The organism is Alloalcanivorax xenomutans (genome assembly GCF_032810065.1).
In the GTDB taxonomy this organism is placed as follows: domain Bacteria; phylum Pseudomonadota; class Gammaproteobacteria; order Pseudomonadales; family Alcanivoracaceae; genus Alloalcanivorax; species Alloalcanivorax xenomutans.
In genome coordinates, this window is record NZ_CP136538.1 from 501,889 (window position 1) to 515,245 (window position 13,357).

Here is a 13,357-nt window from a genome sequence, read left to right on the forward strand (position 1 = left end):
AGGCGACGACAAGCCTTGCATGAACATCGAAGGGGGGCATCAGGGGCGCAGGGCCTTGATCTGGTCCGCCAGGCTGGCGCAGGCGTCGGCGATGGCCTGGCCGTGGCATTCCACCCGGGCCTGGACCAGGGCGCCTTCCAGAGCGGAGAGGATCAACGATGCCAGGGGGCGGGCCCGGTCGGCCTGGATACCATCGTCGATCAACAGGGCTTCCCATTCCCGGCGCCAGTTTTGTATGGCTTCGCGGCCGGCGTCGGTGATCAGGCGGGAAGCAGGGGTGGTTTCCAGCAGGGTGGTGGCCAGCGGACAGCCATCAGCGAAACCGGACTGCGCCATCCAGCCGGCCAGCAGCTCACCATAGGCACGTAAAGCGTCGGCGCTATTGCCATGCTGGCGGCGCAGGTCACGCAATGTATCCAGTACCCGCTCCCCGGCGTGGCGCACGGCGGCTTCGCCAAGCTGCTCCTTGCCGTTGGGAAAGTAATGGTAAAACGAGCCTTTGGGGGCGCCGGCGGCGGCCAGTATGTCGTTGATGCCGGTGGCGGCGTAACCCTGTTTGCGGAACAGGGTCACGGCGCTGTGGATCAGGCGGTCGCGATGTTTGGGGCGGGCAGCCATGGCGTGGTCCGTCAACGAATAATCTAGACCAGTCTATACAGTGGGCAGGGCACTGTCATGATTCAGCCCAGGCCGCCCACCGCCAGGCCGCCGGCAACCAGCGGCAGCGCCCAGGCCAGATGGCGTGCCAGCGCTGGCCGGTAGGGCAACAGAAAGATCAGCGGCAGCCCCACCAGGGTCACCAGAATGGGCACCATGGACAAAGCCAGCCCCAGCGGCCAAAGCATCAGGCAGGCAGCCGTGGTGGCCAGGAGCAACAGCCAGCCGATGGCCTTGAACAACCGCAGCCGTGCTTCGGTGGGTTTGCGTCCAAGCAGTTCCTGGTGGTGACGCTTCATGCCCAGCGCAAGACAGGTGAGACCGGTATAACCGAGAGCGAGAGCCAGCAGGATCGTCATGTGTTGCCCTCCGCCAGAGCCGGTTGGCGGGCACGCGCTGGTTTCCGTTTATCCGGTTTGGGCCGCGCCACCTGCCAAAGCGTGTAGCCCCACAGGGCGCCGAGCAACAGGCAGATCAGATCGAAGCCGGCCAGAGCGCCCAGGCGCCAGGCGGCGGCACTGAATAGGTGGCTGTCGGTGGTGGCCATATCCACGAACGGCAGGGCCAGCCACAACACCGTGATGACCGCCAGTTGCTCGATCCAGCCGCGACGATGCGGGCGCAGCAGGCCATGCACCAGACTCACCAGCCAGACCAGGAAAAACACCCGGATCTCCCAGGAGGAGCGCTCAGCCAGGGCCGTCGGTAGCAGCCGGTTGGCGGCGAAGTAGGCGCCGATGGCAGCCAGAAGGCCGGTGATCGACGCCATGTTGAGACCGTTAACCAGTTTCAGCGCGGCGCCCGGCTGTTGCCGGCGCAGTTGCTGGGTGCGTTTCGACACCCAGAGCAACATGCCGGTGGCCACCATGGCCGAGCCGGCCAGCCCGGAGAAGAAGAACAACAGCCGCACCACCGGGTCGGCGAAACGCACCAGGTGAAGGTTGGTCATAACATTGTAGACCTTGCCCATCAGCGGAGCCGGCGCTTGCGATGGCTCGATGGTTTCCAGCAGATCGCCGCTGGAGCCCTGGAATACCTGGGTGGGCGAGCCGCCGCGCCGCCGTCCGCTAATGGCCACGTCCTGCTCGACGCTGATGCGAATCCGCGCGTTTTCGCGGTTGGGGTGCTGCACCTCGATACGGCTCACCGGGCGCTCGAAGCGGGCGGCGGTGGCCTCGGCCAGCGGTCCGATAGCAACCATGTCCGCCGGTTCGCCGGCCGGCCCGGGCGCCTCGGTGGAGCGCGGAAACGCCTCATCGAAGAAGGCGCGGCGGTCGCCATCGTAGGCGGCGTCGATACCCCACGGCATCAGCATCACCATGAACAGCAGCAGCCCCGAGTAGGTGATCATGAAGTGAAACGGCAGCGCCAGAACGGCGCTGGCGTTATGGGCGTCGAGCCAGGATCGCTGTCCCTTGCCCGGGCGGAAGGTGAAGAAATCCTTGAAGATCTTCTTGTGGGTGATCACCCCGCTGATGATCGCCACCAGCATGAACATGGTGGCGATACAAATCAGCCAGCGCGCCCATAGACGTGGCACGCCGTAAAGTTCGAAGTGGAAGCGGTAGAGGAAATGGCCGCCGCGGGTTTCTCGCGGCGTGAGCACTTCGCCGTTGCCGGCGTCCATCCACACCTGCTCGCCACGGTTACGGCCCCCGCCCTGACGCGGCTGCTCCTCTCCGGCGGGCTGCCATCGCAGTTGTACCGCCGGATTGCGGGCATCCGGCAGGGATATATCCCAGGAACGGGCATCGGCGGCGATCCGCCCCAGCGTTTGCCAGGCCAGATCCACGGTGTCGCCGGAGCGAACGGACTGGTGCAGTTCCGGTTCCATCCACAGGGAAATTTCCTCGCGGTAGTAGGCGCTGGTGCCGGTCACGAACACGGCCACCAACAGCCAGCCCAGCAACAGCCCGCTCCAGGTATGCAGCCAGGCCATGGACTGCCGCAGGGACCCGTTCATGATGCCGGCCCCAGCAGCCAGACCAGAGCACCGCACAGCAGGGCGGGGATGGCGATGCCGGCCCAGGCGCGGGCGGTGGTGGCACAGGCGAAGGCCCAGATCACCGCCGCACTGTAGATGAGAAACGACAGCACCGAGGCGGTGATCACCGCATCCACACGGGGCATCGGCAGCCCCAGGCTGAGCGCGGCGGTGGCGGCGGCGCTCAGCGCGTATCCCCCCAGCACCGCGGCGATGACGCGCGACGCCACCGACAGCCGGGTGGCGTTCTTTAATTGGGACATGGTGTTTCTCTAGTCGGATCGGCGGAGATTGGTGCCGTTTTGGCTAGTGAATGATAATTGTTGCTATCGGTAAATCAATATCGAGAATGTGTAAGAAATGTGCAGGGCAGGGCTTGCCCCTGTGAGAATCGGTCCCTAGACTTCATTCGTTATTGATAATTATTACTATCCGTTATTCGATTCTATTTGCTGCCATGTCCGGACGATGACCCGCTGATGATGACGAACGCCATGCAAACCGACATCGGTTCGCTGTATCGCGATCACGCCCATTGGTTACAGGGCTGGCTGCGCCGGCGCCTGGGTGGTGACGGCGCTGATGCCGCCGATCTGGTCCAGGATACCTATGTCCGGTTGATGGTCTCCGGCCGCTTTCCCGCGCCAGAGCAGTCGCGAGCGTTCCTGGCCCGCATCGCCAATGGCCTGATGATCGATATGCATCGCCGGCGCCGGCTGGAGCTTGCCTACCGGGAAGCCCTGGCGGCACTGCCGGAAGAAAGCGCGCCTTCCGCCGAGCAGCGTGCCGTGACCCTGGAAACCCTGACCCGCGTTGATCAGGCCCTGGACGGTCTGCCATCCAAGGTGCGTGAGGCGTTTCTTTGTTCCCGTTTCGAGGGGCTGACCTATAGCCGCATCGCCGAGCGGTTGGGCGTCTCCCATGGGTCCGTTCGCAAGTACATGCTGCGTGCCGCCCGGTCCTGTCTGCTGGCGCTGAACGAATTAGAACCGGTATGAGCGACGCTTTACCTGGTTCCCTGCGCCAGTACGCCGACCGCCATGGCCTGGACGTCGACAGCCTGCAAGCCGCTCTGGACTGGCAGGTGTTGTTCTGGTCCGGGGAGCAGCAGCCAGCGGACCAGGAGCGCTGGCACCGCTGGCTCAACGCCAAAGCGGAACATCGTCACGCCTGGGACGCGGTGGCGCGAATGGCGGGCACCTTGGGGGCGCTGAGTCCGCGGGTGGCGCGCCATACTCTGAAGCAGCCCTCCTCGGCCGGCCGGCGCCGGGTGCTGGGTACCCTGGCGCTGGCGGGATTGGGCTCAATGCTGATGTTCGCCGGGACGGGGGGCGGGCTCTGGCAAAGAGCGATGGCGGATTACCGTTGCGCCCGTGGTGAGCAGCAGCGGTTCCGGCTGGAAGATGGTTCGTCATTGATACTGAATACCGCCAGCGCCGTGTCGGTGGATTTTGGCCATGGCCGGCGGCGGATCTCCCTGGTGCCGGAAAGTGAAATAGCCCTGGATACGCGTCCCTCCGCCCTGCATGACACCGGCCCGTTGTCGCTGGCTTTGCCGGCGGCATTGCTGAGCTTGCAAAACGCCTGGTTGACCGCGCGTGACCTGGGGCAGGGGGCCGGCACGGTGGCTGTGCTGGCCGGCGGAGCGCAACTGGTTACCGCCTATCCGCGGCAGGGCGCCATCACTCTGAATGCCGGCCAGCAGGTTCATTTTGATCCGGGCGGGCTGTCGGTGACGCCGTTGTCCCGGCAGCGGGCGCTGGGCTGGACCCGGGGCGTATTGCAGGCGGACCGTTGGCGGCTGGCGGATTTTCTCGATGAGCTGAGCCGTTACCGCAACGGCGTGCTTTATTGCGACGATGAAGTGGCGGATCTGATCGTTTCCGGCGCTTACCCGGTCAGGGATACCGACTATGTGCTGGAATCCCTGGCCCGGGCGCTGCCGGTGGCGATTCATTACCGCACCCCCTGGCTGGTGCGCGTGGGGGCGGTTTAGCGTTTCGGCCATCCAATGGCGTGCACGAATCGGGATCCGAAAAAAATCCAACTCGGGGTAGCACTTTTCCGGCTCCCGTTCGGGATAACAGGTAATACACCCTGTTAAGGATCGGAACATGACGTGTTTTTCCCGTTTTCGACACCTGCCGCTGACGCTGTCCCTGTGTGGCGTGGTGGCCGGGGCGGCCATGGTTGGTGCGCCCGCGATGGCCAAGGAAAGCGCCGGTAGCCGCCTCTACCAGGTGGCTTCCGGGCCGTTGGACGGCGCCCTGGCTGAATTCGCCGGTGCCGCCGGCCTGACCCTGGTGATCGATGGCCGTCTTACCGAGGGCAAGCATAGCGCCGGATTGAGCGGTCAGTACTCGCCACTGGAAGGGTTGAGGGTGCTGCTGGCCGGTTCCGGGCTGGAGGCGGTGGCCCAGAGGAATGGCAGCTATCGTCTGCGGGCGCGTCCGCCGCGGTCCGGCTCTCCTCATACGCTGGAAAAAGTCACCGTCACGTCCGCCTCCGCGTCCGGGCAGGCGGTGGATGTGACCAACGCCCCGGCCAGTATTTCGGTGATCACCCGCGAGGAACTGGAAGGCAAGGCGTATCGCGACATTACCGAGGCGCTGCAGGCGGTACCCGGCGTGTACGTGGATGACGGCCCGTCCGGCAAGGGCGGCACGGAAGAAATTTCCATTCGCGGCATGGATTCCAAGTACACCCTGATCCTGGTGGACGGCAAACCACAGGGGTCGGGACAGGGCTATTACAATGGTTTCGGCGCCGGTGCCGAGTACGGCTGGCTGCCGCCGGTTTCCGCCATCGAACGTATCGAAGTGATTCGCGGGCCCATGTCCTCACTGTACGGCTCCGACGCCTTGGGGGGCGTCATCAACGTCATCACCAGAAAAACACCGGACCAGTGGAGCGGTTCGGTAACGCTGGATCGGGTCATGCAGGAAAGCCACGATGCCGGTGATTACCATCAGAACCGCTACTATCTGAGTGGGCCGCTGGTTCAGGATCGGTTGTCGTTCACTGTGTTCGGCTCCCGCTATGTGCGGGACGAAGACGATATTCCCAGCGGATATCGCGACCTGGATCGTGACAACACCACGGTGCGGCTGGGCTGGACTCCGAGTGAGCGCCAGTCCCTGCAACTGGAGGCCGGGTATGCCACCCAGGATATTGTCGGTACGGCGGCGCGCACCGGCAGCGACAGCGAATTGAACACGGTGCGGCGCCATCAGGCGCTGTCCCACGATTTCGCCTGGGGCAACGATTTCACCACCAAGAGCTATGTGCAGCATGAGGAGATGCTGAACCGTACTCAGAGCGCGCTGTACGAACGCACCACCGCCAATACCTCCACGGTATTGCCGTTTGATCGCCATGTAATGACGGTGGGCGCCCAGTACCGTTTACAGAAAACCGAGAACCCGGCCCGCGCCATCAATAAAGCGAATCTGGAACGTTGGGATGCGGCGTTGTTCGCCGAGGACCAGTGGTTCATCAATGATCCGCTGTCACTCACCGGCGGCCTGCGTTGGGTCAAGGACGAGAACTACGGCAGCGAAGTGGTGCCACGGGCCTACGCTGTCCATGCGCTGTCGCCGGCCTTCACCGTGAAAGGCGGCGTCAGCGCCGGCTATCGCACGCCGGATCTTAAGCAGGGCGATTCCAACTGGGTGGAGGGCGGCGGCGGTCCTTCCACCGATGGTGGCGACATCGGCAATTCCGATCTGAAACCGGAAAAGAGTGTCACCTATGAGCTGGCGGGGTTGTGGCAGGGCCGCAACGGCATCGAAACCAGCGTCACCGTGTTTCACACCGACTACAAGGACAAAATCGAGAAGCCGCTGATCTGTGATCGCGTCAGTGGGACGGATACCGACTGCCTCTATCAAGGCTACGATTACGAAAAACTCTATCAGTACACCAACGTGGACGAGGCCCGGGTGCGAGGTGTGGAAGTGACGTTCGGTTTCCCGTTGCGCCATGACATGCGCGTGCACACCAACTATACCTTCACCGACAGCGAGCAGCTTTCCGGCGACAACAAAGGCAACCCGCTCAACGATCAGCCCCGTCATCGCGCCAATATCGCTTTCGACTGGCAAGCCACCGACAAAGCCCGGATCTGGTCCAAGGCCCGGTTCAAGGGCCGTGCCGAACAAGTGGCCGGACGCGGCGGCCTGACCGAGCGTTACCCGAGCTATACGCTGGTGGATACGGGTATGCAGTATCAGCTTTCCGAGTTGGTGAGCGTGTACGGCGGCGTCTATAACTTGCTCGACAAGGAAGTGGACAGCGATACCTATGGCCGGGTGCTGGATGGCCGGCGTTATAACGCCGGCATCACCGTGCGGTTCTGACGCTCGTTCAGCGAACCTGATCGACGTCCTTTTCCGCCGCCGCGTCATCCAGCACATAAGCGATCACGGCATCGCGGCTCGGGCCCCGGGTGCCGATGGCGCTGTGGCCGCCGGCCACCACCAGCAGGATCTGCCGGCCGGTGTCGTCCAGATAGGTCATCGGTGTGGCGTGACCGCCAATGGGCAGATGGTCTTCCCATAGCGTGCGCCCGCTGGTGAGGTCGTAGGCGCGCACCTTGTTATCCAGGCCGCCGCTCATGAACGCCACGCCGCCGGCGGTGATGATCGGTCCGCCGATATCCGGCACGCCGATGGTCACCGGCAACGCGATCGGTGACGGGTAGCCGATGGTGCCGTTGCGATGACGCCATACCACTTCGCCGGTACGCAGATCGGCGCCGGCCACGTAACCCCAGGGCGGTTGCTGGCAGGGCAGGCCCAGTGGCGACAGGAGCGGTTTCATCTTCACCGCATAGGGGGCGCCATAGTTTTCGTTGGCGCCGGGCCCCCGTGAGGAAACATGTCGGCTATGGTCGTCTTTTCTGGGAACCAGAGTGGAGACGTAGGCGAGATAGGAGGGCGAGGTGAATGCCACCTGGCGGACCGGATCCACCGCCAGGGCGCCCCAATTGAATACGCCGAAGTTTCCCGGGTAAATCAGGCTTCCTTGTTCCGAAGGTGGTGTATAACGGCCCTGGTACTGAAGCTGGCGAAAGCGGATGCGGCAAAATAATTGATCCACCGGCGTGGCGCCCCACATGTCCCGCTCACGCAATGGCGGTGGATTGAAGTTGAGGGCGGAGCTGGGCTGGCTGGTGGCCACGGTCTGATAACCGAGACTGGCCGGCGCCGGTTGTTCACGTACCGGCAACACCGGATCGCCGGTGCGGCGGTCGAGCACATAGATGTCGCCCTGTTTGGTCGGTTGCACCAGCACCGGCACGCGGCCCTGGGGGGTATCCAGGTCCAGCAGGCTGGGCTGTGCCGGTACATCCATGTCCCAGAGATCGTGACGCACGGTCTGAAACACCCAGCGCACCTTGCCGGTGGCCAGATCCAGCGCCACCACCGAGGAACTGAAACGTTCGGCATCGGGGTCGCGCTGTTCCCCCCATTGATCCGGAGTGTGATTGCCCATGGGCAGATAGACCATGCCCAGAGCTTCGTCGACGCTGGCCACCGACCAACTGTTGGGACTGCTGGCGCTGTAGGTTTCGCCCTCCGGTAGCGGTTCGGTCCGTTCCGGGTTGCCGGGGTCCCAGTTCCACACCAGCCGGCCGTCGTCCACATCGTAGGCGCGGATGACACCGGAGGGCTGGGAGACGGAAACGTTGTCGCTGATCAGGCCGCCGATGATCACCAACTGGTCAGTGACCGCCGGTGGTGAGGATGGATAGTAGAGCGGCGGCTCGGGATTGGGCATGCCGTTCCAAAGGTTTACTTCGCCGTTGTCGCCAAACCGGGCGCACCGTTCACCGGTGTCCGCGTCGAGCGCGATGAGGCGGGCGTCGGCGGTGGGCAGGAACAGCCGTTGTTCACAATGCAGATCTTCCGGATCGATCAGGCTGTCCCGTTCGCTGCCGGTGGCGGCGAGCATTTCCTCTGGCTGTGGATTGGTGCGTTCCACCGTGGCCAGCGACGGCTGACGATGGCCGGGGAAATAAGCCACGCCGCGACAGATCTGGCGCCGGCGATTGAGCTCCGGTTCGATGTCGGGATCGAAACGCCAGCGTTCCACGCCGGTGGTGGCGTCCAGCGCGATCAGCTCATGGCGCGGCGTGCACAGGTACAGTGTGTCGCCCACTTTCAGCGGCGTGGCCTCGAACGTGGTGGCGTCGGTATCGCCGGTATGGAACACCCAGGCCCGGCGCAACCGGGTCACGTTGTCGGGGGTGATTTGCGTCAATGGCGAATACCGCTGGCCCAAGGCGGTACGTCCGTAGGCGTGCCAGTCTCCTTTGGGTACCAACTCGGAGTGGCCGGCGTCCGGGCTGACCGGGCCGGGCAGCTCTCCGTTCAGATCATGGGGGTCCTGATAGTAGCCGACAGCGGCAACCGCCGTGCTCAGCAAGACCGCCAGCAGCAAGGGCGCGCGCCCGCCCCGGATCGGGGACGTCACGCCGGGAATCACCAGCAGCAAACCAAACAGCACCAGCAATGCGCCGCGTGGCGCCAGGGCCCACCAGTCCAGTCCTGCCTCCCACAGGCTCCAACCGAGGGTGCCGATCAACAGTAGAGCGTAAAGACCAAGGGCGCTGCGCCGCTTCATCAGCAGCAGCAAGGCGCAAAGCACCAGCACCGCGCCAGCCACCAGGTAATAGGGGCTGCCATTCAGGGATACCAGCCAGCCGCCGCCGGCGGTCATGGCCAGACCCAGCAGTAGTATCAGCAGGGCGATCACCACACGAATCACGAAGCACCTCCTATTCTTGCTGGCTTTGCTGCGGTCGTGGTGGCTCGTCCGGTTTGGCTTCCGCTTCCTCCTCGAGAATGCCCAGTGCCTTGAGACTGGCTTCGTCCGGGAAGCCGTCGGCCGGCAGTCCCTGTTGTTGCTGGAAGCGGCCGAGCGCGGCGCGGGTGCCCGGACCGAGCAGCCCGTCTTCGGAGCCGGCCTTGAAGCCGTCGGCGTTCAGGCGCGTTTGCAACGCCTTGACCTGGTCCCGGTGCAGACGCGGCGCCGGGACCGGTGCCCGGCTGAGTTCGCCGGCGCCATTGATCCGGTCCGCCAGACGGCCCACCGCCAGCGCGTAGGCTTCGGAGCGATTCCAGCCCATGATCACGCGGAAGTTCTCGTACACCAGAAAGGCGGGGCCATGGGCGCCGGAGGGCACCAACAGCGACGCGTTCATCGGCGCCTCCGGCAGTGGCTGGCCGTTGGGAAGTCGCACGTTGCGTTCGCGCCAGTAGCTCAGCGGCCAGGATTCGCCGAGGCCGGCCAGGCCATAGTCGAACTGGTCCGGTAACGAGACTTCGCGTCCCCAGCGCTCGCCGGTCCGCCAGCCCAGGGCGTTGAGGAAATTGGCGGCGGAAGAGAGAGCGTCCGGCAGGCTGTGCCAGAGATCCCGGCGGCCGTCACCGTCGCCGTCCACGGCGTAACGGAGAAAGGTGGAGGGCATGAATTGCACATGGCCCATGGCGCCGGCCCAGGAGCCTTCCATTTGTGGCACGGCAATGGCGCCTTCCTCGACGATGCGCAGAGCGTTCATCAACTCGGCGGTGAAGAAAGCGCCGCGACGGCCTTCACAGGCCAGTGTGGCGAGCGCGTCGAGTACCGGCGTGTTGCCGTAAAAACCGCCATAGTTGGTCTCCAGCCCCCAGAACGCCAGCAAGTAGGCGGTGGGGACACCGTACTCGGCTTCCACCTTGGCCAGCAGATCGGCGTGTTGGCGGCGCAGCTCCCGGCCATGTTTTATCCGCTGCGACGTTACCCGGCGCCCATAATAGTCGGCGAAGCTGCTGGTGAATTCCGGTTGTTTGCGATCCAGCTCGACCACCTTGGTCTGCAGGGTCAGAGCGGGGATCCGCTGGCGGGCCAGCTCCGGATCGATGCCGTCCTCGATGGCTTTTTGTTCCAGCTCACCCAGGCACGCCCGGAAATCTTCCTGTTCCAAGGCATGGGCGCCGGTAATCAGACCGAACAACAAAACCGGCATGGTGATGAAAAAGGGGCGGGGCATAATCTCTCCATGACATCAGGGGGCGGGCCGGGGCCCAGGTTATTGATCTTCCAGTACGCGTCGTACCCGTACCGCCGTGGCGCGCGGGCGGACGGTGCTGTTGCGGGCTTCCGCGCGGGCGCGGGTGACGGCGGCGCCGAACAGCAGGATCAACGACGAGTAGTACACCCACAACAACAGCAACACCAGGGAGCCGGCGGCGCCGTAGGTGGAGGCGGTGGCGGTATGGGAAAGATACAACGCGATCAGGAAGCGGCCGAGGATGAACAGCAAGGCGGTGACCAGTGCGCCGAGCAGCACGTCGCGCCAGCTCAGGATGGCGTCCGGCAGGACCTTGAAGATGGTGGCGAACAGCAATGTGATCACCGTCACCGATACCAGTGTTTCCACTACCACCATGAACATGCCGGGTACCGGCAGCCAGTCCTGAGCGAACACCATCAGCGCTTGGGTGATCACACTGAGCAGCAACGACACCATCATCACGAAACCGATGGAGAGCACCACGGTAAGCGACAACAGCCGGTTCTTGATCAGCGCGAAAAGAGTATTGCGCGACGGGCGGGGGGCGATATCCCAGATGTTGTTGAGTGAACGCTGCATCTGGGCAAAAACCGTGGTGGCACCGAGCAACATGGCGCCGACACCGATGATGGTGGGCAACAGGCCGCCGTCGGTGATGCGGGTACGCGCCACCGCTTCCGCCACCGCCTGGGCGGCTTCGGCGCCGACGTTGTCTTCCAGCAGACTCATGATCTGTTGCATGGCGGCATCGGTGCTCATCACCAGACCGATCACCTGGACCGCCAGAATCACCACTGGCGCGATGGAGAACAGCGTGAAGAACGCCAGCGCGCCGGCGTGGATCAGGGCATCACCTCTTAACCAATAGCCGATGGACGCTTTGAGAATACCGAACCAATAGAGGACGATGTCCTTGATTTTCTGCATGCCGTGTCGTCCTGGCGGCGATTAATGATGGGACTATTGTTCCGCTATGCGCGCCGAGAAGAAAGTCCACTTTTCTTCGTAGAAGGACAACCGGATCCGGTGCATCGGGTGCCGAGCGTTAAAGACAGATGTTCAGAATTGCCACGAAGCCGCGGTGGGAGCTTGCCCGCAAGCGAATTTCCAGGGCTGGAAAGCACGATTCACTTGCGGGCAAGCTCCCACCGCGGCTTCTTGGTCTGGTCCATGGGAAGCTGCCGGGGGGAGCCCGTTGTCGTCAATGCAGCTTCAAACGCGGTCGCACCAAACGGCTGAAACGGCCCGCTGTGAGCAGCATGATCGTTCGTGGCCAGCCATACAACGCGGCCTGATGCATGCGATACAACGCCACGTACATGATCCGCGCCAGCCAGCCTTCGACGAAGAAGTTGCCGCCTTTCAGGTTGCCCATCAGCATGCCCACGGAACTGTAGTTGGACAGCGACACCAGCGAACCGTGGTCCTTGTACTCGAACGGCTTCAGCTCCTGACTGTTGAGCAAGCGAACCAGATTCCGGGCGGTGTGATGGGCCATTTGCTGCGCCGATTGCGCGCGCGGCGGAATCGGCCGCTCCGCCCCTTCCGGTTTAAGGAAAGCGCTGTCGCCGATAATGAAGACATTGTCGTGGCCCTTGGCCAGCAGATTCGGTTCCACCTCGATCTGGTTGACGCGAGTGACGGCGAAGCCCTCCAGCTGTCCGAAAACATCCGGGCCTTTTACTCCCGCGGCCCACACCATCAGGTCGGCCTTGATCTCCTCGCCGTCCTTGGTGACCAGCGCCTGCTCGGTGGCCTCCGCCACCATCACGCCGGTGCGGACTGATACACCGAGCGCCTGCAACCGTTCGGTGGCGGCGGCGGATACCCGCTCACTGAGGGCGGGCAGAATCCGCGGCAGCGCCTCGACCACGGTGACGCGCAGCTGTTTGCGGTCCAGGTGTTCGTGGCCGTAGAGCTTGAGCATGGCCACCGCATGATGGATTTCCGCCGCCAGTTCCACACCGGTGGCGCCGCCGCCGACAATCGCCACGGACACTGGATCATTGCGGTAGTTGGCGTGCAGACAAGTGTTCAGGAAGCGCTCGCGAAAGCGTTCCGCCTGGGTGCGGGTATCCATGAACAGGCAGTGCTGGCGCACGCCAGGGGTACCGAAGTCATTGCTCTGGCTGCCGATGGCGAGCACCAGGTAGTCATAGTCGAGTTGCCGTTCGGGCAGCACCTCTTCGCCGTCCGGGCCGTTCATCGCCGCCAGGGTAACGGTCCGTGCGGCGGCATCCACGCGGGTCAGGGTGCCCGGTTCGAACCGGTAATGATTGAGCCGGGCATGGGCGCGGTAGTCCACGGCGTCCAGGTCGGCGTCGATGGCGCCAGTAGCCACCTCGTGATAGCGCGGTTTCCAGACATGAATGTTGCTGGTATCGACCAGGGTTATGTCGGCGCGGCCGCGCTTGCCCAGTTTGCGCCCGAGTTGGGTGACCAGCGGCAGGCCGCCGGCACCGCCTCCTACTACCAGGATCTTGGGTTTGCTCATGCAGGGGCTCCGTCCTTCAAAGCAGGGCCGCCCCGGTCCCGGGAAGGGAAGGGGGCGGCGAAAAGAACAGTTTACCGGCATCTCCGGACGAACGGAAAAGCCCAAGCTAGTGCTTAGGAACTAAAAGCGTGGACAGCCAGTCACGACTTAAGTATAAGTGACG

At 63.8% G+C, this 13,357-nt stretch carries 11 protein-coding genes; 3 read left to right on the top strand and 8 right to left on the bottom strand.

Annotation, left to right across the window (positions count from 1 at the left end; all coding sequences use genetic code 11):
- Positions 1-39 precede the first annotated feature (39 nt).
- The 4 genes from RYH70_RS02485 to RYH70_RS02500 all read right to left on the bottom strand — a co-directional run bounded on the left by RYH70_RS02485 (position 40) and on the right by RYH70_RS02500 (position 2,904).
- Positions 40-618, bottom strand: a complete 579-nt coding sequence (locus RYH70_RS02485) for a TetR/AcrR family transcriptional regulator (RefSeq protein WP_317009738.1) — start codon at positions 616-618, stop codon at positions 40-42.
- Between the two features lie 62 nt (positions 619-680).
- A complete protein-coding gene (locus RYH70_RS02490) occupies positions 681-1,016 on the bottom strand; it encodes a DUF3325 domain-containing protein (RefSeq protein WP_317009739.1) in 336 nt (111 codons plus the stop codon).
- Complete coding sequence (locus tag RYH70_RS02495) at positions 1,013-2,620, bottom strand: PepSY-associated TM helix domain-containing protein (RefSeq protein WP_317009740.1); 1,608 nt, start codon at positions 2,618-2,620, stop codon at positions 1,013-1,015. Before RYH70_RS02495 ends, RYH70_RS02490 begins: the two co-directional genes overlap by 4 nt.
- Positions 2,617-2,904 carry a DUF3649 domain-containing protein gene (locus tag RYH70_RS02500; protein WP_022996829.1) on the bottom strand — a complete coding sequence of 96 codons (288 nt, stop codon included), beginning with the start codon at positions 2,902-2,904 and terminating at the stop codon, positions 2,617-2,619. The genes RYH70_RS02495 and RYH70_RS02500 overlap by 4 nt, the downstream gene beginning before the upstream one ends.
- 216 nt (positions 2,905-3,120) lie before the next feature.
- Between RYH70_RS02500 and RYH70_RS02505 the strand changes: the two genes are divergently transcribed.
- The 3 genes from RYH70_RS02505 (at position 3,121) to RYH70_RS02515 (ending at position 6,999) form a co-directional block, all read left to right on the top strand.
- Entirely contained in the window at positions 3,121-3,639 is a 519-nt protein-coding gene (locus RYH70_RS02505) for a sigma-70 family RNA polymerase sigma factor (RefSeq protein WP_022996828.1), read from the top strand.
- On the top strand, positions 3,636-4,637 hold the full coding sequence (locus RYH70_RS02510; protein ID WP_022996827.1) for a DUF4880 domain-containing protein: 1,002 nt from the start codon (positions 3,636-3,638) through the stop codon (positions 4,635-4,637). The genes RYH70_RS02505 and RYH70_RS02510 overlap by 4 nt, the downstream gene beginning before the upstream one ends.
- 118 nt (positions 4,638-4,755) lie before the next feature.
- Positions 4,756-6,999 (top strand): TonB-dependent receptor, encoded by a 2,244-nt coding sequence (locus tag RYH70_RS02515; protein WP_317009741.1) that lies wholly within the window; start codon positions 4,756-4,758, stop codon positions 6,997-6,999.
- A gap of 7 nt (positions 7,000-7,006) precedes the next feature.
- Here RYH70_RS02515 and RYH70_RS02520 read toward each other — a convergent pair whose 3' ends face one another.
- The 4 genes from RYH70_RS02520 to RYH70_RS02535 form a co-directional block, all read right to left on the bottom strand.
- Positions 7,007-9,412, bottom strand: coding sequence for a membrane-bound PQQ-dependent dehydrogenase, glucose/quinate/shikimate family (locus tag RYH70_RS02520; protein WP_317009742.1), 2,406 nt, complete (start codon positions 9,410-9,412; stop codon positions 7,007-7,009).
- Between the two features lie 10 nt (positions 9,413-9,422).
- On the bottom strand, positions 9,423-10,676 hold the full coding sequence (locus tag RYH70_RS02525; RefSeq protein WP_317009743.1) for a lytic murein transglycosylase: 1,254 nt from the start codon (positions 10,674-10,676) through the stop codon (positions 9,423-9,425).
- A gap of 39 nt (positions 10,677-10,715) precedes the next feature.
- Positions 10,716-11,627 carry a YihY/virulence factor BrkB family protein gene (locus tag RYH70_RS02530; protein WP_035450515.1) on the bottom strand — a complete coding sequence of 304 codons (912 nt, stop codon included), beginning with the start codon at positions 11,625-11,627 and terminating at the stop codon, positions 10,716-10,718.
- A gap of 274 nt (positions 11,628-11,901) precedes the next feature.
- Complete coding sequence (locus RYH70_RS02535; protein WP_026948476.1) at positions 11,902-13,194, bottom strand: NAD(P)/FAD-dependent oxidoreductase; 1,293 nt, start codon at positions 13,192-13,194, stop codon at positions 11,902-11,904.
- Positions 13,195-13,357 lie beyond the last annotated feature (163 nt).

Bases quoted from the DNA above. Each gene is read 5' to 3' on its own strand.
- RYH70_RS02485 (WP_317009738.1), bottom strand. From the start codon at position 618: ATGGCTGCCCGCCCCAAACATCGCGACCGCCTGATCCACAGCGCCGTG.
- RYH70_RS02535 (WP_026948476.1), bottom strand. From the start codon at position 13,194: ATGAGCAAACCCAAGATCCTGGTAGTAGGAGGCGGTGCCGGCGGCCTG.
- RYH70_RS02515 (WP_317009741.1), top strand. From the start codon at position 4,756: ATGACGTGTTTTTCCCGTTTTCGACACCTGCCGCTGACGCTGTCCCTG.
- RYH70_RS02530 (WP_035450515.1), bottom strand. From the start codon at position 11,627: ATGCAGAAAATCAAGGACATCGTCCTCTATTGGTTCGGTATTCTCAAA.
- RYH70_RS02525 (WP_317009743.1), bottom strand. From the start codon at position 10,676: ATGCCCCGCCCCTTTTTCATCACCATGCCGGTTTTGTTGTTCGGTCTG.
- RYH70_RS02495 (WP_317009740.1), bottom strand. From the start codon at position 2,620: ATGAACGGGTCCCTGCGGCAGTCCATGGCCTGGCTGCATACCTGGAGC.
- RYH70_RS02505 (WP_022996828.1), top strand. From the start codon at position 3,121: ATGATGACGAACGCCATGCAAACCGACATCGGTTCGCTGTATCGCGAT.
- RYH70_RS02490 (WP_317009739.1), bottom strand. From the start codon at position 1,016: ATGACGATCCTGCTGGCTCTCGCTCTCGGTTATACCGGTCTCACCTGT.
- RYH70_RS02500 (WP_022996829.1), bottom strand. From the start codon at position 2,904: ATGTCCCAATTAAAGAACGCCACCCGGCTGTCGGTGGCGTCGCGCGTC.
- RYH70_RS02510 (WP_022996827.1), top strand. From the start codon at position 3,636: ATGAGCGACGCTTTACCTGGTTCCCTGCGCCAGTACGCCGACCGCCAT.